At 49.9% G+C, this 16,697-nt stretch carries 14 protein-coding genes and 1 riboswitch; of the genes, 10 read left to right on the forward strand and 4 right to left on the reverse strand.

Annotated features, from left to right (window positions below; translation table 11 throughout):
* Position 1: 1 nt before the first annotated feature.
* Together nadA and A1sIIB76_RS03755 are read left to right on the forward strand one after the other, a co-directional pair.
* Positions 2-1,141 (forward strand): quinolinate synthase NadA, encoded by a 1,140-nt coding sequence (gene nadA / locus A1sIIB76_RS03750; protein WP_095685210.1) that lies wholly within the window; start codon positions 2-4, stop codon positions 1,139-1,141.
* Between the two features lie 8 nt (positions 1,142-1,149).
* Positions 1,150-1,680 (forward strand): DUF3043 domain-containing protein, encoded by a 531-nt coding sequence (locus A1sIIB76_RS03755; RefSeq protein ID WP_095684775.1) that lies wholly within the window; start codon positions 1,150-1,152, stop codon positions 1,678-1,680.
* A 10-nt stretch (positions 1,681-1,690) separates the two neighbouring features.
* Here the strand turns inward: A1sIIB76_RS03755 and A1sIIB76_RS03760 are convergent, their stop codons facing one another.
* A complete protein-coding gene (locus A1sIIB76_RS03760) occupies positions 1,691-2,692 on the reverse strand; it encodes an aldo/keto reductase family protein (protein WP_095674892.1) in 1,002 nt (333 codons plus the stop codon).
* 63 nt (positions 2,693-2,755) lie between these two features.
* A riboswitch (adenosylcobalamin (AdoCbl) riboswitch) is annotated at positions 2,756-2,916 on the forward strand.
* A 74-nt stretch (positions 2,917-2,990) separates the two neighbouring features.
* On the opposite strand from A1sIIB76_RS03760, the gene A1sIIB76_RS03765 reads away from it, so the two are divergent.
* From A1sIIB76_RS03765 to A1sIIB76_RS03780, 4 genes are read left to right on the forward strand one after another with little or no spacing between them, the layout of a single operon-like run.
* Positions 2,991-3,530 (forward strand): SCO2322 family protein, encoded by a 540-nt coding sequence (locus A1sIIB76_RS03765; protein WP_095674893.1) that lies wholly within the window; start codon positions 2,991-2,993, stop codon positions 3,528-3,530.
* A gap of 12 nt (positions 3,531-3,542) precedes the next feature.
* Complete coding sequence (locus A1sIIB76_RS03770; RefSeq protein ID WP_095684776.1) at positions 3,543-4,286, forward strand: energy-coupling factor transporter transmembrane component T family protein; 744 nt, start codon at positions 3,543-3,545, stop codon at positions 4,284-4,286.
* A complete protein-coding gene (locus tag A1sIIB76_RS03775; protein WP_095684777.1) occupies positions 4,283-5,887 on the forward strand; it encodes an ABC transporter ATP-binding protein in 1,605 nt (534 codons plus the stop codon). The genes A1sIIB76_RS03770 and A1sIIB76_RS03775 overlap by 4 nt, the downstream gene beginning before the upstream one ends.
* Positions 5,884-6,711, forward strand: coding sequence for an ECF transporter S component (locus tag A1sIIB76_RS03780; RefSeq protein WP_095684778.1), 828 nt, complete (start codon positions 5,884-5,886; stop codon positions 6,709-6,711). Before A1sIIB76_RS03775 ends, A1sIIB76_RS03780 begins: the two co-directional genes overlap by 4 nt.
* Here the strand turns inward: A1sIIB76_RS03780 and gcvT are convergent.
* Positions 6,671-7,759 carry a glycine cleavage system aminomethyltransferase GcvT gene (gene gcvT / locus A1sIIB76_RS03785; RefSeq protein ID WP_095684779.1) on the reverse strand — a complete coding sequence of 363 codons (1,089 nt, stop codon included), beginning with the start codon at positions 7,757-7,759 and terminating at the stop codon, positions 6,671-6,673. The two genes, A1sIIB76_RS03780 and gcvT, sit on opposite strands and share 41 nt — an antisense overlap.
* 81 nt (positions 7,760-7,840) lie before the next feature.
* Between gcvT and A1sIIB76_RS03790 the strand changes: the two genes are divergently transcribed.
* The 4 genes from A1sIIB76_RS03790 to A1sIIB76_RS03805 all read left to right on the forward strand — a co-directional run bounded on the left by A1sIIB76_RS03790 (position 7,841) and on the right by A1sIIB76_RS03805 (position 13,381).
* Complete coding sequence (locus A1sIIB76_RS03790; RefSeq protein ID WP_095697050.1) at positions 7,841-9,340, forward strand: leucyl aminopeptidase; 1,500 nt, start codon at positions 7,841-7,843, stop codon at positions 9,338-9,340.
* Positions 9,341-9,432: 92 nt separating this feature from the next.
* Complete coding sequence (gene lpdA / locus A1sIIB76_RS03795; RefSeq protein WP_095684781.1) at positions 9,433-10,800, forward strand: dihydrolipoyl dehydrogenase; 1,368 nt, start codon at positions 9,433-9,435, stop codon at positions 10,798-10,800.
* 19 nt (positions 10,801-10,819) lie between these two features.
* Entirely contained in the window at positions 10,820-12,487 is a 1,668-nt protein-coding gene (gene sucB / locus A1sIIB76_RS03800; RefSeq protein ID WP_095684782.1) for a 2-oxoglutarate dehydrogenase, E2 component, dihydrolipoamide succinyltransferase, read from the forward strand.
* A gap of 3 nt (positions 12,488-12,490) precedes the next feature.
* Complete coding sequence (locus tag A1sIIB76_RS03805; protein WP_095697051.1) at positions 12,491-13,381, forward strand: TIGR01777 family oxidoreductase; 891 nt, start codon at positions 12,491-12,493, stop codon at positions 13,379-13,381.
* Here A1sIIB76_RS03805 and A1sIIB76_RS03810 read toward each other — a convergent pair.
* Both A1sIIB76_RS03810 and A1sIIB76_RS03815 read right to left on the reverse strand, forming a co-directional pair.
* Complete coding sequence (locus A1sIIB76_RS03810) at positions 13,367-14,503, reverse strand: protoporphyrinogen/coproporphyrinogen oxidase (protein ID WP_095697052.1); 1,137 nt, start codon at positions 14,501-14,503, stop codon at positions 13,367-13,369. The genes A1sIIB76_RS03805 and A1sIIB76_RS03810 overlap by 15 nt on opposite strands.
* A 14-nt stretch (positions 14,504-14,517) precedes the next feature.
* Positions 14,518-16,671 carry an MMPL family transporter gene (locus A1sIIB76_RS03815; protein ID WP_095697053.1) on the reverse strand — a complete coding sequence of 718 codons (2,154 nt, stop codon included), beginning with the start codon at positions 16,669-16,671 and terminating at the stop codon, positions 14,518-14,520.
* Between the last annotated feature and the right edge of the window lie 26 nt (positions 16,672-16,697).

The following is a 16,697-nucleotide window of genomic DNA, read 5'->3' on the forward strand; positions in this document are numbered from 1 at the left end:
TATCTCACTCTCAGATCTGCTCGTCTTAGGCCAAGGCAAAGACCTAGCCTCTGAACGGGGAGTCTCCTGCTCGGGTGAGTTACCGGCTGCAAGTGACCCCACCTTAGTTGAGCGAGCGATAGCTGCCCGAGCCACATTAGGTGATCGAGCCCTGATCCTTGGTCATCATTACCAACGCGATGAAGTTATCCGCTTTGCCGATATCACTGGTGATTCATTTAAGCTCGCACAAGCCGCGGCCGATCAAAGTTCGGCAGAGTTCATATTTTTCTGCGGAGTGCATTTCATGGCCGAAAGTGCCGACATTCTGACTAGCGCAACACAGAAAGTCATACTTCCAGATCTAGCTGCTGGTTGTTCTATGGCAGATATGGCCACGGCCAATCAAGTGGATCAATGTTGGAAAGATCTTGAGAAGTTAGGTGTTGCCTCCCGCACGACGCCAGTGACATATATGAATTCATCTGCAGCCATCAAGAGTTTCACCGGCGAACATGGTGGAACTATTTGCACCTCATCAAATGCGCAGAAATCACTTGAGTGGGCTTTTGCTAAATCCGAGAAAGTCTTGTTTATGCCCGATCAACACCTAGGGCGAAATACCGCTGTGTTATCACTTGGCTTATCACTGGAAGATTGCGTGCTCTGGAATCCATGGAAACCCATGGGCGGCCTTACAGAAGATGAAATTCGTGGAGCGAAGATGATTCTTTGGCGTGGGCATTGTTCTGTTCATGGCCGCTTTTCACTCGATTCAATTCATGAGGTGCGAACCCGAATTCCCGGCGTGCAAGTGATTGTCCATCCAGAGTGCCAATATGAGGTTGTCTCGGCGGCGGATGTTGTGGGAAGTACTGAAAGAATTATTCAGATTGTTTCGCAATCAGCTCCGGGCAGTAAATGGGCGGTCGGTACCGAGTTGAACTTAGTCTCTAGGCTGGCTGCCAATAATCCAGATAAGGAAGTTGTCTTTCTGGATAAGACGGTCTGCTACTGCTCAACAATGAATCGAATCGACCTGCCGCACCTGGTCTGGTCGATGGAGTCCATCATTGCCGGCCACATCGTTAATGAGATTAAGGTCGATCCACGCGTAGCAAAGTATGCAAAGTTGGCTCTAGAACAGATGCTCGCTCTATAGTTGCGCCCATGACTGAATCAACTGACGATAAAAAAGGTCGCCCTACTCCTAAGCGCAAAGAGGCCGAAGCTGCACGCAAAGTTTCTTCACTCGCCCCCGCATCTACTAAGGCAGAGAAGGCTCGAGCTAAAGAAGCATCACGCGCCGCACGTGTTGCACAGCGCGCTGCTTATCTTCGCGGAGATGAGAGCGCACTTCCTGCGCGCGATAAAGGACCGGTCAAGAAATTTGTTCGTAACTATGTTGATGCCCGTCGCTCAGTGGGTGAATATTTCTTGCCGATCATCTTCGTCGTTCTAGTTCTGACCCTGATTCCATCTAGAATCTTTCAGCTCGGAAGTATCTTCATTATGTACGCGGTACTTCTCACCTCAGTAGTTGATGGATTCTTCCTCAGTCGAAAACTCAAGACAGTAGTGACCGAAAAATTCCCCGGCGCTGAAATCAAAGGAATTGGAATGTATGGCTGGCTTCGATCCACCCAGATGCGCAGAATGCGCACGCCAAAGCCAGCAATCAAACGCGGAGATTCTTTCTAAACTTCTTTACTTAAGCGCGTGGTCTAGGAGTTTTATCTTGATCGGCTCTGCGTTCGGGTAAATCCCCCAGGATTTTATCGATAGTTGCCATGACATCGAGTGAGAGCTTTACTCCAGCTGCTTTAACATTTTCTTTCACCTGAGCCGGTTTTGTAGCACCCATGATTGCCGAAGAGACATTCTCGTTCTGCAATACCCAGGCCAGAGCAAGCTGAGAAGTAGTTAAGTCATGATCTGCCGCTATCGGTTTCAGATTTTGCACAGCAACCAGAATTTCATCTTTCATAAAGGCTGAGATAAAACCTGCTCCGCTCTTCTTATCTGTTGCCCTGGAGCCAGCCGGAGGTTTCACACCCGGCAGATACTTGCCAGTGAGAACTCCTTGCGCCATCGGTGACCAAACAATCTGACCAATCCCCTCTTTCTTTGAAAGCGGAACAACTTCGGCTTCAATCACTCGCCAGAGCGCAGAATATTGCGGCTGGCTGGAGACAAATCGGTTGTATCCACGTGCATCTTGAATCGCAAGTGCCTGGGCTATCTGTGGGGCGGTCCATTCCGAGAAACCGATGTAGTGAACTTTCCCCTGGCGAATCAGATCATCGAAGGCGCTTAAGGTTTCTTCTAGCGGTGTTTCCACATCAAATCGATGTGCCTGATAAAGATCGATGTAATCAGTTTTTAGACGCTTGAGTGAAGCGTTGCAAGATTCCATAATGTGTTTACGAGAGAGTCCACGATCATTTTTTCCAGGTCCAGTTGGCCAGTAGACCTTGGTAAGTAATTCGTATGATTCACGGCGCACGCCTTTGAGCGCTCTACCTAAAATAACTTCTGCCTTTGTTCCAGCGTAGACATCGGCTGTATCAAATGTTGTGATGCCGCAATCGAGGGCAGCCTTCACACATTTTGCAGCTGCTTCAGATTCAACTTGGGATCCATGGGTAACCCAGTTTCCATAAGAAATCTCTGAGACATACATTCCTGAACTTCCGAGGCGTCTATATTCCATATCGCCCACCTTATGTCCTTGCGTGGCTAGTTGCCAAGGGTCACCTCATGTGGTTTTCTTCGACCACAACTAAATAGATATCTCCGTGGGGGAAGTTCGGTGCAAATCCGACGCTGACCCGCAACCGTAAGAGCAGAAGTTTTGACTTCTAATCAAGTCGGATTACCCACCTAGATATTTGCATTAGACCAACACCCGCCGAGGTTTGCGGGGTGTAGTCCAAGAGTTACTAGGCCTTCCGTGCTTAGCGCTTGCGAGCTACCCCTGTGAGACTCTCTAACACAGGAGACTCCAGTACATGAAGCACAGTAAAACAGCATCACTCATCGCGATCATCTTGATCGCTTCCCAAGCCATTTCAATGGCACCATCTCAAGCAGCAGCAACAAAGGGATACCGCTATTGGGGTTACTTCCAAGCAGCACCAGGTGCCACCACGTGGACTGCGGCAATGACAGGCCCAACCGTTGATATCAAAGATGGCGCAGTTGAAGGATGGTCTTTCGTATTTAGCAGCGATGACATTCCATCGGTAGCACCTTCAGTGAAGGCTAATTTCACAGCTATCTGTGGAAATACAAAGGCGGTTCCTGGCAAGAAACGCATCGCACTCGTTGTTGATTTTGGAAACAAGGCATACGCACCTGCAGGTGAAATGGTGCAAAAGACAATCACTCGCTGCGTTACCACCGCGATGAGCTCACAAGGTATCGATGTCCTGGGTCAAGTAGTCAAAGTTCGCGCAGCTAAATCAGGGCTCATCTGCGGCTTTAATGGATATCCAAAGAAGGAATGTGGCGTGGAGATCAAAACTCCGGCCGCACTTCTCAAGAAGTAGTTAGCAACACTTATGACTAAACCGCTACACCCACTGACTATGTGGGTCTGGTCGCTGATTCTCGCAATTGGAATCGTGGCTTTAGATAACACCTGGGTGGCACTTGCCACAGTGGGTGTAGCGGCTTTAGTTGTCTACCTGCGCAAAGATGGGTCACCGTGGAATGCGACTTTCTGGTGGTCTCTTCGAGTCGGAGTTTTCATCATCGCAATCCGCGCACTCATGGGAGTACTCATCGGTGTTCCGATTCCAGGAACCGAACTCTTTCGGATTCCAATCCTCGAGCTACCCTCCTGGATGCCCGGAATCCGTATCGGCGGCGCAGTAACACTGGAACGACTCTCATCTTCACTTCACGAAGGTGTCATCATCGCCACCATGATCGCTCTCTTCGGAGCAGCATCTGCTCTGACTAGTCCACACAAATTGCTCCGAGTCTTGCCCGTATTCATTTATGAAATCGGCATCACCCTTGTAATTGCAACCTCCGTCTTTCCACAACTTGCGCAAAGTGTGAAGCGAATAAGAAGAGCGCAACAGATGAGAGGCATCGATAAAGTTTCTCTGCGCTCTATCGCCTTGCCGCTACTGGAGGAGACTCTCACTCGCTCTTTGCAGCTGGCGCAATCGATGGATTCTCGTGGTTATGGTGTGAGTAGAAAGAGGTCTCGTTATCGCCCCGCACCGTGGCTTGCTCGTGATTTTTACTTTGTGATAACGGCTGTGGCCGCGGCAACTGTGATGGTCGCATCATGATCACCTTTTCCAATGTTTCACTGATCTATCCGCACACGACCAAGACAATCTTGGAAGACCTCACTTGCCAGATCGCTGAAGGTGAAATGGTCTTAGTCATGGGCCAGACCGGATCTGGAAAATCTTCACTCTTGCGTCTTATCAATGGCCTTGTTCCCCATCACACGGGTGGAATCCTGGCTGGTGACATTACAGTCGATGGAATTTCTACGCGCGAGGTAAAGCCCGGCTCCCTCGCTCACTTAGTAGGAATTGTTGGACAGAACCCCATCAATGGATTTGTAACAGATATCGTCGAAGAAGAGATTGCCTTTGGCATGGAAGCTCTTAATTTCGCACCTGATGTGATGCGAAAGCGAGTCGAGGAAGTCCTTGATTTACTCAGTCTGAATTCGGTTCGTAATCGAGCAATCAGTTCGCTCAGCGGTGGTGAGCAACAGCGCGTTGCCATCGCCTCAGCGCTGGTGATGCACCCCAAAGTATTGGTTCTTGATGAACCGACGAGTGCCCTAGATCCGATAGCGGCTGAGGAAGTGCTCTCAGTCCTGCATCGCCTGGTGCACGATCTCAGCGTCACTGTCATTATTGCCGAGCATCGTTTGGAACGAGTGATTCAATTCGTTGATCGCATCATCTATATCGAAAGTGATGGCGAGACCTCTATTGGTAGCGCTGAAGAGATTCTTGAAAAATCGACACTCGTTCCACCAATTATCCGACTTGCCCGCGCGCTGAACTTAAGTGAATTTGGAACGAGTGTGCGAGAAGTGCGCCGGCTTACAACTGAAGTTAGAAATATTGATACCCAGGTGGAAGCAAAGCCACGACCGTCAACTTCACCAGTAATCGAAGTGGACTCACTTCAGATTCAATATGGCACCGATATTGCACTGCATAAGATTTCGACCGTAATCGGCCAAGGAGAAATTGTCGCTCTGATGGGACGCAACGGGGCTGGTAAGAGTTCACTTCTTGAAGCCATTGTGGGAGTACTAAAACCCAATGCTGGTTCGGTGCGGGTTTACGGTGGCGATCCGGCTGAGCTGGCAGGAAGTAAACGACGAGAAACGATTGGTTATGTTCCACAAGAGCCGGCCGATTTACTCTATGGCCAAAGCGTGCAAGGTGAGTGCGCACAAGCCGATATCCAAGCTGGCCTTACCCCAGGCACCACACTCGCATTCTTAAACAGGCTTGTTCCAGCAATCTCTGAAAATGCACATCCGCACGATCTTTCCGAAGGACAACGACTAGCACTTGTTCTGAGCATTGTGCTCTCTGGAAATCCGAAACTTCTCATTCTTGATGAACCCACTAGAGGTTTGGATTATCAAGCCAAAGCACTCTTCACGCTTGCACTCAAAGAGTATGCCAAAACACTTAATAACCCCGTTCTACTTGCCACACACGATGTTGAACTTGTTGCCGAGTTAGCTGACCGAGTTATTTTCTTAGCAGAAGGTGAAATAGTTGCCGACGGTTCCACCCTCGATGTTTTACTGAGTTCGCCCGCCTTTGCCCCGCAAGTTGCCAAGATCATGTCTCCACAACCATGGCTCACAGTCGATCATGTTGTTGCAGCGTTAGCAGCAAACTCATGAAAACCAAGAACATTCTTATCTTCTCGAAGTTACAGTTCTTGGTGCTAGCTGCAACGAGTACGGTGGGACTACTTGGATTCTGCTGGCCATTTCTAATCTCTACGCAAGTTTCGCATCCGCAATGGATATTTCTCTGTGCTACTCCACTTGCACTCGCGCTCTTTCTGATCAGTGTCAGTAACGGTTCACTCGATGCAAAATCAGTCGCCCTCCTTGCTCTGCTTTCCGCGTTAGTTGCTGCCCTGCGTCCTCTTGGAACAGGTGCGGTGGGCCTTGAACCAATGTGGTTTCTCTTGATTTTGAGTGCGCGAGTTTTTGGTCCGTCATTTGGCTTTCTTCTAGGCGCACTTTCCATGTTGCTATCAGCGCTCATCACTGGCGGCACCGGACCGTGGCTGGCATATCAATGTTTTGCCGCTGCCTGGATTGGACTTGGTGTCGGGTTACTCCCTCGCAAGGTGCGCGGAAAAAAAGAGATTGCACTTCTTGTGCTCTATGGAATTCTTGCCGCCGAATTCTTCGGGATTGCCATGGATCTGCAATTTTGGCCGTGGTATCTGGGAGTCGACTCCCAGCTTTCATTTACTGCCGGTGCACCGATATCTGCCAACCTGAGCAACTTTCTGAGTTACCACTTCTTATCTGCCATGGCCTGGGATATTCCCCGTGCGATATTCACGTCCGTTCTGATTATTCTGACGGGGGTACCCGTACTTGGGGCGCTGCGACGGGCTCATACGCGCGCTGCATTTCTCTCACCAATTGAATTTAGAAATTTTACGACTAGCGAACGTGCGATGGGGAAAATGGCAACGAAGCTATAGTTGCCGAAGATGTGCGCCCTCGCACATCTATCACTACTTCATCACCTTCGCTCAACCCTGGATTAATCAGTGCCAGTGCAATTCCAGCTTTTAGTGACGGGGAGAAGGTTCCGCTTGTGACGACTCCTACTTCCGCACCTTGCATATCCTTCACAACCATTCCCGCGCGCGGAATACCGCGATCATTTGATTTCAGGGCGCGCAGTGTGCGAACAGTGCCCTCTTCGCGCTCGGCACGTAGCGCTGTGGCGCCGCGAAAATTCACTTTCTTCCATCCAATTGCCCATCCCGCACTGGCCTGAACTGGTGTGATCTCTAGCGTAAGTTCATGACCGTGTAATGGATAACCCATCTCAGTGCGCAAGGTATCTCGGGAACCGAGTCCGCATACCTCGCCATCGAATGCTTTCATCGCTTGCACCAGGACATCCCAAACAACTTCGGCATCATCCCAACGTGGGACGATTTCATATCCATGTTCACCGGTGTAACCAGTTCGGCAGAGAATTACATCGCAACCACCAATCATGACATGAGCAAAAGCCATGTAATCCATCGTCGGATTAACTCCCAAGCTTTTAATCACTGCCTGTGCATCAGGACCTTGCAGCGCTAACACCCCAAATTCTTCATGAAGATTGGTGACCGAAATTCCCTGCGGGGCTTGGGATTGCAGAACGCGAACTACATCAGCAGTATTTGATGCATTTGGGATTAAGAAGAAATCCTCATCGCTATTCTTATAAGCAATCAGGTCATCAACGACACCACCATCATCGTTGCAAAGCAGGGTGTATTGGGCCTTGCCATCAGTGATCCGGCTCAGATCATTGGTAAACATCAGATTAAGAAATTCCAGCGACCCTGGTCCGCTCACACTGGCTTTGCCAAGATGGGAAACGTCAAATAACCCAACCCGCTCGCGCACCGCCTTGTGCTCAGCAAGAACTCCAGCTCCGGGGTATTCAATCGGCATCAACCAACCACCAAAGTCGGCCATCTTGGCTTGGCGCTGGATATGTTTCTGATGCAAAGGTGAGTTTTTCACGATGACAACTTACACTTACCCGACATCTGAACTCTGTATCGCCATCACGAAAACTGGGCGAGAGAATCGAAGGAGCAGTTAATGACAACCATCCGCCTCACCGACGGAATCGTGAAAGACGATGTGCTGGTTGTTGGTCTCGCGTCAAAAGTTGGAAAGAGTGCCAAGGCTTCATTTCAGATTGAATCTGGTGACCTTCCCTTTGACACCAAACCTCTGCTACAAGCCCTCAGTGATTTAGGTGCGACCGGAAAGGCCGATGAAGTAATTAAAGTTGCCGGCATCACAACTCGCTTGATTATCTTTACCGGACTCGGAAAAGTTTCATCATCTTATGACTCTGAAGTACTACGTCGCGCAGCTGGCGCCGCCGCTCGCTCGCTAGCTGGACATGCCAGTGCCACTTTCGCTCTGCCCGCCAAAGATCTTCGCAGCCTGAGTGCTATTGCAGAAGGTGCTGGACTTGGAAGCTACCTCTTTGATTCATTTAGAGGTTCTACGAAGGATGCTCAAAAGTCTCCCCTAAAAAACATCACCCTCTTCTCACTTCTGGCCCCAACACCTGCAGCAAAGGATGCTGCTCACTCGGCCGAAGTGATTGCTACTTATACCCATCTGGTGCGCGATTTAATTAATACTCCTCCAAGTCACCTCACTCCCGAAAGTTTCTGCGCCGCAATCAGCGACGCTGTCAAGGTTGCTGGTGGCGCATCTGTGGGGCTAAAGGTTTCGGTGATGAACGAATCGCAATTGAAATCTAAAGGCTTCGGTGGAATTACCGCTGTCGGTCAAGGCTCGATTAACCCTCCGAGGTTACTGAACATCACCTATACCCCAAAGGGTGCAACACCGCAGAAGAAATATGCCTTCGTCGGAAAAGGAATTACCTTCGACACCGGTGGACTCGCGCTCAAGCCCGCCCTCGGTATGGAGGCGATGAAGTCAGATATGAGTGGAGCTGCGGCGGTGTGCGCAGCAACAATTGCCATCGCTTTACTTAAGTTACCGGTAGCTATCGAAACCTGGGCGCCCCTTGCTGAAAATATGGTCAGTGAGAATGCGACCAGACCCAGTGATGTCATCACCATCTATGGCGGAAAGACTGTGGAAGTTCTCAACCCTGATGCAGAGGGTCGCCTAGTGCTGGCGGATGCACTTGTGAAAGCACAGGAAACAAGTGACCTAGATGGAATCATCGATGTTGCAACTCTTACTGGCGCCCAAGTTGTCGCACTCGGTACTCGCACAAGTGCGGTAATGACCAACAACGAAGATTTCTCAGCTACTTTTTTGAGAGCGACAGAGATTGCCGGTGAATCTTTCTGGCCCATGCCACTTCCGGTTGAGTTGCGTTCATCACTTGACTCCCCTGTTGCCGATATGGCCAATATCGGAGATCGCATGGGCGGCATGCTTGTCGCCGGTCTATTTCTTAAGGAGTTTGTCAGCGAAGATCTTCCATGGCTACATCTGGATATTGCAGGTCCGGCATTTAATGAAGGTGCGCCCCATGGCTACACCCCCGTGGGAGGCACAGGTATAGCCCTGCGCTCTTTGGTCGAATTAGCGCGCGGCCAGTAGTCACTTTTTCGCGATTTAGCCTTAGGCGGCTAAGGCTGGCAAGATAACCCCTGTTGGAAGCTAGAGTTGAGCAGGCTTAGAGGAGTCAATCTGTGTCGAATTTTGATCTTGTAGTTCTTGGTGGAGGAAGCGGCGGTTACGCAGCAGCCCTTCGAGGTGCACAACTCGGTTTATCCGTAGCACTGATCGAGAAGGACAAGGTAGGTGGTACTTGTTTACACCGCGGATGTATTCCAACCAAGGCGCTACTTCACGCAGGTGAAGTTGCAGATAGCGCTCGTGAGTCATCCCAATTTGGAGTCAATGCAACATTTAACTCCATCGATATGGGCGGAGTGAACTCCTATAAGGATGGCGTCATTGCCGGTCTCTATAAAGGGCTACAAGGTCTCGTTAAATCTCGCGGAATCACCTACGTTGAAGGAACTGGACGTCTAGTTTCAAATAACACAGTAGATGTAAACGGAACCCAGTACGTCGGAAAAAATATTGTTCTTGCTACCGGATCCTATGCGCGCACGCTGCCTGGCTTAGATATCGATGGCAAGCAGGTCATCACATCCGATCATGGCACCGCAATGGATTATGTCCCTAAGAGCGTCATCGTTCTTGGTGGTGGCGTTATCGGTTGTGAGTTTGCATCTGTCTGGAAATCATTTGGTGCAGAGGTCACAATCATTGAAGGTCTGCCGCATTTAGTAGCGCTAGAAGATGAATCTTCAAGCAAGTTACTTGAGCGAGCTTTTCGCAAGCGTGGCATCAACTTTGAACTTGGAACGCGATTTAAATCCCATCGCGTTGATTCCAAGGGAGTAACGGTCACTTTAGAAGATGGTCGTGAATTCACTGCTGATGTTCTTCTCGTCTCAGTTGGCCGTGGGCCTGTCACCGATGGGATTGGCTACCAAGAAGTCGGTATCGCAATGGATCGCGGATACATCACAGTTGATGACCATTGCCGCACAAATATTCCTGGCATCTTCGCAGTAGGAGACATCATTCCTACTTTGCAGTTAGCACATGTTGGATTCCAAGAAGGGATTCTTGTTGCCGAAACAATTGCTGGTCTGAATCCTCGACCAATTAATTACGATGGTGTTCCACGAGTTACTTATTCCGAGCCAGAAGTAGCCTCCGTTGGTCTCTCCACAAAGGTTGCCAAAGAACGCGGACACGATGTGGTGGAACTCGACTACAACTTGGCCGGTAATGGCAAGGCACAGATTCTTAAGACTGCCGGATCCATCAAACTTGTGGCGCAAAAGAACGGGCCTATTTTGGGAATTCACATGGTGGGAGCTCGCGTCGGTGAACTTCTTGCTGAAGCACAATTAATCTTTAACTGGGAAGCAACTGCAGATGATGTTGCTCCTCTTCTACATGCACATCCAACAATGTCAGAGGCGATGGGCGAAGCTCATATGGCTCTGGCAGGCAAACCACTTCACTCGCACGGTTAAGTAAGAGGAGAAAATAACTATGTCATTCTCAGTCACAATGCCAGCTCTCGGAGAGAGCGTCACTGAAGGCACCGTCACTCGTTGGCTTAAGAATGAAGGCGACGTCGTTGCAGTTGATGAGCCACTCCTTGAAGTTTCGACAGACAAGGTTGATACCGAGATTCCATCGCCAGCAGCGGGCGTTCTTTCAAAGATTGTTGTCGGCGTAGATCAGACCGTTGCAGTTGGAGCAGAGTTAGCCGTAATTGCACAAGCTGGCGCAAGCACACCGGCACCTGTTGCCGCAGCACCTGTTGCCGCAGCACCTGTTGCCGCAGCACCTGTTGCAGCACCAACTCCCCCTCCTGTTGCAGCACCTGTTGCTGCCAGTGGTAGCGGAACAGTGATTTCCATGCCAGCACTCGGTGAATCGGTGAGTGAAGGAACTGTCACACGTTGGCTTAAGAACATTGGTGATGCGGTTGCAGTTGATGAAGCACTTCTTGAAGTTTCTACAGATAAAGTCGATACCGAGATTCCATCTCCTGTCGCAGGAGTTTTGTTAGCAATCGATGTAGCGGTGGATACAACTGTTGCAGTCGGTGCACGTCTAGGACTTATTGGAGTTCAAGGTGGAGCACCAGCGCCAGTTGCAACTCCAGCACCTGTTGCACCTGCCCCAGTTGCTGCGGCCCCGGCACCAGTTGCTGCACCAGTTGCAGCATCAGTTGCGCCTCCTGCAGCGCCAACACCTGTTGCACCTGCTCCTGTCTCACAACCAACAGATGCCTATGTCACTCCGATCGTTCGCAAACTCGCTAACGATCTCGGGGTAAATCTGGCATCAGTTAAGGGAACCGGTATCGGCGGAAGAATTCGTAAGGAAGATATTGAAGCCCTTGCTCCGAGGAACGCTCCTGCTGCGCCAGCTTCAGTAGCACCTGCTGCTTCGGCGCCAGTGAAAGCAGCAGCGCCAGTTGCCGCATCGCCTCTTCGCGGAACAACCGTGACTATGTCTCGCCTGCGTAAAGTTATTGCAGCTCGCATGGTTGAATCACTACAAGTATCAGCACAATTGACCACTGTGGTTGAAGTGGATGTCACCAAGATTGCACGCTTGCGTGATAAATCAAAGGCAACATTTGAAGCACGTGAAGGCGTCAAGCTCTCATTCCTTCCTTTCTTTGCGGTGGCAGTATGTGAAGCCTTGAAGCAACATCCGGTATTGAACTCATCTGTCGAAGGTGACCAGATTATTTACCACGGCGCAGAGCATCTAGCTATTGCCGTTGATACCGATCGCGGTCTCTTGGTTCCTGTTATTCATAATGCGGGTGATCTCAATATGGGTGGCGTTGCCCGAAAGATTGCAGATCTTGCTGCGCGTACTCGCGATAACAAGGTCACTCCAAATGAACTAGGTGGCGGAACATTTACAATCACTAACACCGGTTCACGTGGCGCGCTCTTTGATACCCCAATCATTAACCAACCACAGGTCGCGATCCTTGGACTAGGGGCAGTTGTGAAACGTCCGATGGTCGTTAAGGGTGAAGATGGTGGAGAAACTATTGCGATTCGCTCCATGGTCTATCTTGGACTTTCCTATGATCACCGAGTTGTTGACGGCGCAGATGCAGCTCGCTTCTTGGTAACACTCAAAGAGCGGCTAGAAGGTGGTTCCTTCGAAGCAGACCTAGGTCTCTAATAGATGTCAGTTCCGCAACGCATTGCAATCACTGGTGCTTCCGGTCTTATCGGAACCGCACTGGTTGGTCATCTTAAGAGTGAAGGCCACACTGTGCAGCGCCTTGTGCGCCGGGCCGTTGTTGCACCTGATGAAATTCAGTGGGATCCAAAGACTGGATATGTAGATATCGAAGCCCTACGTGGCGTCGATGCGGTGATTCACTTGGCCGGAGTTGGCGTTGGCGATAAGCGTTGGAGCAAGAAATATAAGTCGGAAATCCTTAACTCACGTCTGCTTGGAACGACTGCGATTGCAAACGCTGTGAGCGAAGTTAAACCACAAGTCTTCATATCAGCCAGTGCTATTGGTTGGTATGGCGAATCCGGAAACCGCGCGGTTGTTGAAAGTGATCGCGTCGGCGATGATTTCCTAGCTGCCGTCTGCCGCGAGTGGGAAGGTGCTGCAGATCTTGCAACGGGTGTGCGCACCGTAAAGATTCGCACCGGTCTGGTTCTTGATCCAACTGGCGGCGCACTAGGAAAGATGTTGCCACTGTTTCGTTTAGGTCTGGGTGGAAAACTTGGTTCAGGTAAACAATGGTGGTCTTGGATTACCTTGCACGATCTCATCAACGCAATCACTTTTATTTTAGAAAAACCAATATCTGGCCCGGTTAACCTCACCTCTCCGAATCCTGTGACCAATCAAGAGTTCACATCAGCACTAGCTCGCGCAATGCACCGCCCAGCCCTTTTTCCAGCACCAGCCTTTGCGCTAAAGATCGCACTCGGTGGTTTCTCAAGTGAAGTCCTCGGAAGCAAGAAGGTAACTCCGCAGGCTCTTTCCGAAGCTGGCTTTACCTGGGATTACCCACACATCACAACTGCACTAACGGCCCTAATCGAGGAGTAACTCCTGCGCCGCAAGGCGACCTGACAAAAGCGCACCATTTTGTGAAGGTGCAGTTCTGTAATCCCCCGCCACATAGATGTTATTAGAAAATTGTGATGATGCTGCGCTTTGATTGCCAATCGCAAAAATTGGTAGCGACTTTGGAATGTCATATTTAGCGATAAGGGACCATCCGCCTGTGTGTGCTCCCCACATCAGAGCCAGATGTCTTCGCACCTCGGACTCTGAAGCGAAATCTAGCGTCGTACTAGCCAGCAGAGATTTTCCATCTGGTGCATATGTAGAAATCAAGTTGGATAGAACAATGGAGTTCACTACCGGGCCCCGGTGCTCACCATCAATAAGCAGGCGCGCAGATCCGGTGAGTTCTTGGGGTACTTCGTAGTACCAAGTCGTACTACCGGCCAATTTGGGCACATTTGCAATATCAAGTAATTGCGCAGCCGTCGTGAGATCTGTGGCAACGATTACTTCTTGATTCTCAAACTGCGATAACGAGTCGATTCGGTGGTTCAGCTCAATCTTCTGAATACGAGCGGCAAGTGCGGCCGGGAGTGCCCCCACCCCCTTACGCGGTAGCCCAGGCTTTCCGGAAATGAACGATGTAATCAATCCTTTTCCGATTACTGCATTTACCGATGCCGGTGATGTCAAAAAGACGCCGGAGAGAAATGGTTTGAGTACTCGTGAATAAAGATTTCCTAGATGGCTTAGTTCTTCTTCGACAGATTTCGCTGCATCAGCTGTGCGCAAGAGATAGGCAATCAGCCCGAGCTTCTGAAGCAAGCTTCCAGTTGCTGGATTCAGGCTAGTGAACGGATTACTACGCGGGTCTCCGAGCGCGATCCTTTTCTCTCCCACGCACACATCAATAGTGCGTGGTGCGAAGATGAAATCCAATTCATCAACTACTCCGAGTCGAAGGAGCTCTGGGTATTTGGCATTGATGAGCTGAAAGCCGCGATCGAGTGTGAACCCGTCGATGTAATCTGTCGCTACCCGGCCCCCCACGCGATCACTACCGTCGTAGATAACAACCTCACGTCCAGCCTCTTGCAAGGTAAGTGCAGCGCTGAGCCCGGCAAGGCCAGCCCCGATTACGGCAACAGGTTTATCGGACACGAAGTGATTATGGCTTACTTATTTTGCAGTTTTGAAGGCCACCAGATTTTTGGTCCAATTTCGTGAACAAGTGCCGGCACCAATATTGATCGAACGATAATGGTGTCAAGCAGTACTCCAAATGCGACGGCAAAGCCGAGTTGCGCAAGTGGAACCAGTGGGAGCAAGCCAAGGACGGCAAAGGTAGCAGCGAGCACAATTCCAGCAGATGTAATCACGGCACCTGTGACGGTCACGCCTTTAATAACTCCGGCACGAGTTCCAATCTTGGTCGACTCTTCCCGCACACGCGTCATAAGGAAGATGTTGTAGTCAATGCCAAGAGCTACCAGGAAGATGAAGGCGAAGAGTGGGAATGAATTATCTCCGCCGGCGAAACCAAATACATGGTTAAAGACAAGTGCGCATACCCCCAAGGTTGCAAAGTATGAGAGAACTACAGTTCCTAGAAGAACTATTGCACTAAGGATACTTCGCAGTAGAAGTCCCAAGATGATGGTGATGACAATCAAGATGATTGGAATAATTGTTTTGTTATCACGATCATTTGCCTGACGTACGTCGTAATACACCGCACTGGTTCCGCCCACTAAAGCGGTGGGATCTGCCGCCTTAGCAAGTCGGCGAATCTCAGGAACATCATTACCCGCTTCAACGCTATCCGGTGCCTTATTCAGGGTCAGATTTAATATCGCCCTATTGTTCACAGTCTTAACCGCCGGCAGTGGTTGACCCGGAACCGGGAAACCATCTAATTGTGGAGAAACATCTGTTACGCCAGGGGCGTTCCTGACCGCATCTGTTACCGCTTGAATTTTATCGGCACTGACGACAACCTGTGTGGGGTCACCTTGACCGCCCGGAAAGTGCTTTTCTAGTAGTTTTTGGCCAACTACTGATTCTGGATTTCCGGTAAAAGAATCTACCGTTCCTAATCCATCAGTTTTCAAAGTAGTTGATGCAAATGCAAAGAGTAGAAGAATGGCTCCAGTTACTATCCAAGACTTACGTGGATTGCGACCAATAGAATTTCCTACCTTTGACCACATGCCTTCCAGCACATGATCATCGCCATCATTATGTGGCACGCGGGGCCAGAATAACCAGCGACCAAAAATCAACATCAGGGCTGGCAGTAAAGTCAGAATGGTGATCATTGAGACAACAATTCCGATAGCTCCGATAGGACCAAGGCTTGCTGTATTGGTTAACTGGCTAAAGAGAAGAACCATAAGCGAGATTGCAACGGTGGAACCAGAAGCCAAGATTGGTTCCCACACGCCTTTATAGGCAGCGCGCATGGCATCGAATCTATTTTCATGATGGTGCAACTCTTCTCGATAGCGAGCAATCAAAAGCAGTGCATAATCGGTGGCCGCACCAATGACTAGAACTGAAAGAATTCCCTGCGACTGTCCATCCACATCAAGAATGTCATTTTTTGCCAAGAGATAGATAATTCCACCGGCAGTTGCCAGAGCAAATAGCGATGAAAGTAAGGGAATAATCCAAAGAATCGGAGAACGATAAACAAAGATAAGGATCACTGCCACCACGCCGAGTGTTGCCAAGAGTAAAACCGAATCTATTGCACCAAATGCTTTAAAGAGATCACCGAGTAATCCAGCAGGTCCTGTCACATATTGAGTGACGCCAGCACCTTGGGCAAATTCCTTGACATCTTCGCGCAGAGCTTCAACCACTGCTGGTAGAACTGGCTCGTCATTAGGCAATAGCTCGCCAATGGCGCTTCCATCAAGTGGAACATTTGCCAAAATGGCTTCACCATCTGCCGCTGGGAAAACAGTAATCACCTGATCTGGAGCTAGGTAATCAGAGATCTTCTTCTCAGTTCCACCTAAAGTCAGTTCACCAACACCAAGCATGTGATCATTAATCTTTGCGATAGTTTCGGGAGTTGTCTTACCCTCAAAGAGAACCAGAGCTGGCAAATTGAAAGAGTCTTCCCCTGAAAAAGTTTGAATAACTTCAGATGCCTGGGTGGCTTCCGCACCCTTTGGCAGGAATGAAGAGTTGTTGTTCTCTTGAACCGAGGTGAGCTTGCCGAAGAGCGGTCCGAAGATGCCCACGATCAGGAACCAGATGATTACCACGAGCATTGCAAGGGCAAAAGGCTTACGAGATTTTTGGGCAGTGTTAATAGACATGGAGATGGGTGGACCTTTCGGGCTTG

The sequence above is a fragment of the Candidatus Planktophila versatilis genome, assembly GCF_002288265.1.
Classification (GTDB): domain Bacteria; phylum Actinomycetota; class Actinomycetes; order Nanopelagicales; family Nanopelagicaceae; genus Planktophila; species Planktophila versatilis.

Bases quoted from the DNA above. Each gene is read 5' to 3' on its own strand.
- A1sIIB76_RS03780 (WP_095684778.1), top strand. From the start codon at position 5,884: ATGAAAACCAAGAACATTCTTATCTTCTCGAAGTTACAGTTCTTGGTG.
- A1sIIB76_RS03760 (WP_095674892.1), bottom strand. From the start codon at position 2,692: ATGGAATATAGACGCCTCGGAAGTTCAGGAATGTATGTCTCAGAGATT.
- sucB (WP_095684782.1), top strand. From the start codon at position 10,820: ATGTCATTCTCAGTCACAATGCCAGCTCTCGGAGAGAGCGTCACTGAA.
- A1sIIB76_RS03815 (WP_095697053.1), bottom strand. From the start codon at position 16,671: ATGTCTATTAACACTGCCCAAAAATCTCGTAAGCCTTTTGCCCTTGCA.
- A1sIIB76_RS03805 (WP_095697051.1), top strand. From the start codon at position 12,491: ATGTCAGTTCCGCAACGCATTGCAATCACTGGTGCTTCCGGTCTTATC.
- A1sIIB76_RS03770 (WP_095684776.1), top strand. From the start codon at position 3,543: ATGACTAAACCGCTACACCCACTGACTATGTGGGTCTGGTCGCTGATT.
- A1sIIB76_RS03790 (WP_095697050.1), top strand. From the start codon at position 7,841: ATGACAACCATCCGCCTCACCGACGGAATCGTGAAAGACGATGTGCTG.
- A1sIIB76_RS03755 (WP_095684775.1), top strand. From the start codon at position 1,150: ATGACTGAATCAACTGACGATAAAAAAGGTCGCCCTACTCCTAAGCGC.
- A1sIIB76_RS03765 (WP_095674893.1), top strand. From the start codon at position 2,991: ATGAAGCACAGTAAAACAGCATCACTCATCGCGATCATCTTGATCGCT.
- A1sIIB76_RS03775 (WP_095684777.1), top strand. From the start codon at position 4,283: ATGATCACCTTTTCCAATGTTTCACTGATCTATCCGCACACGACCAAG.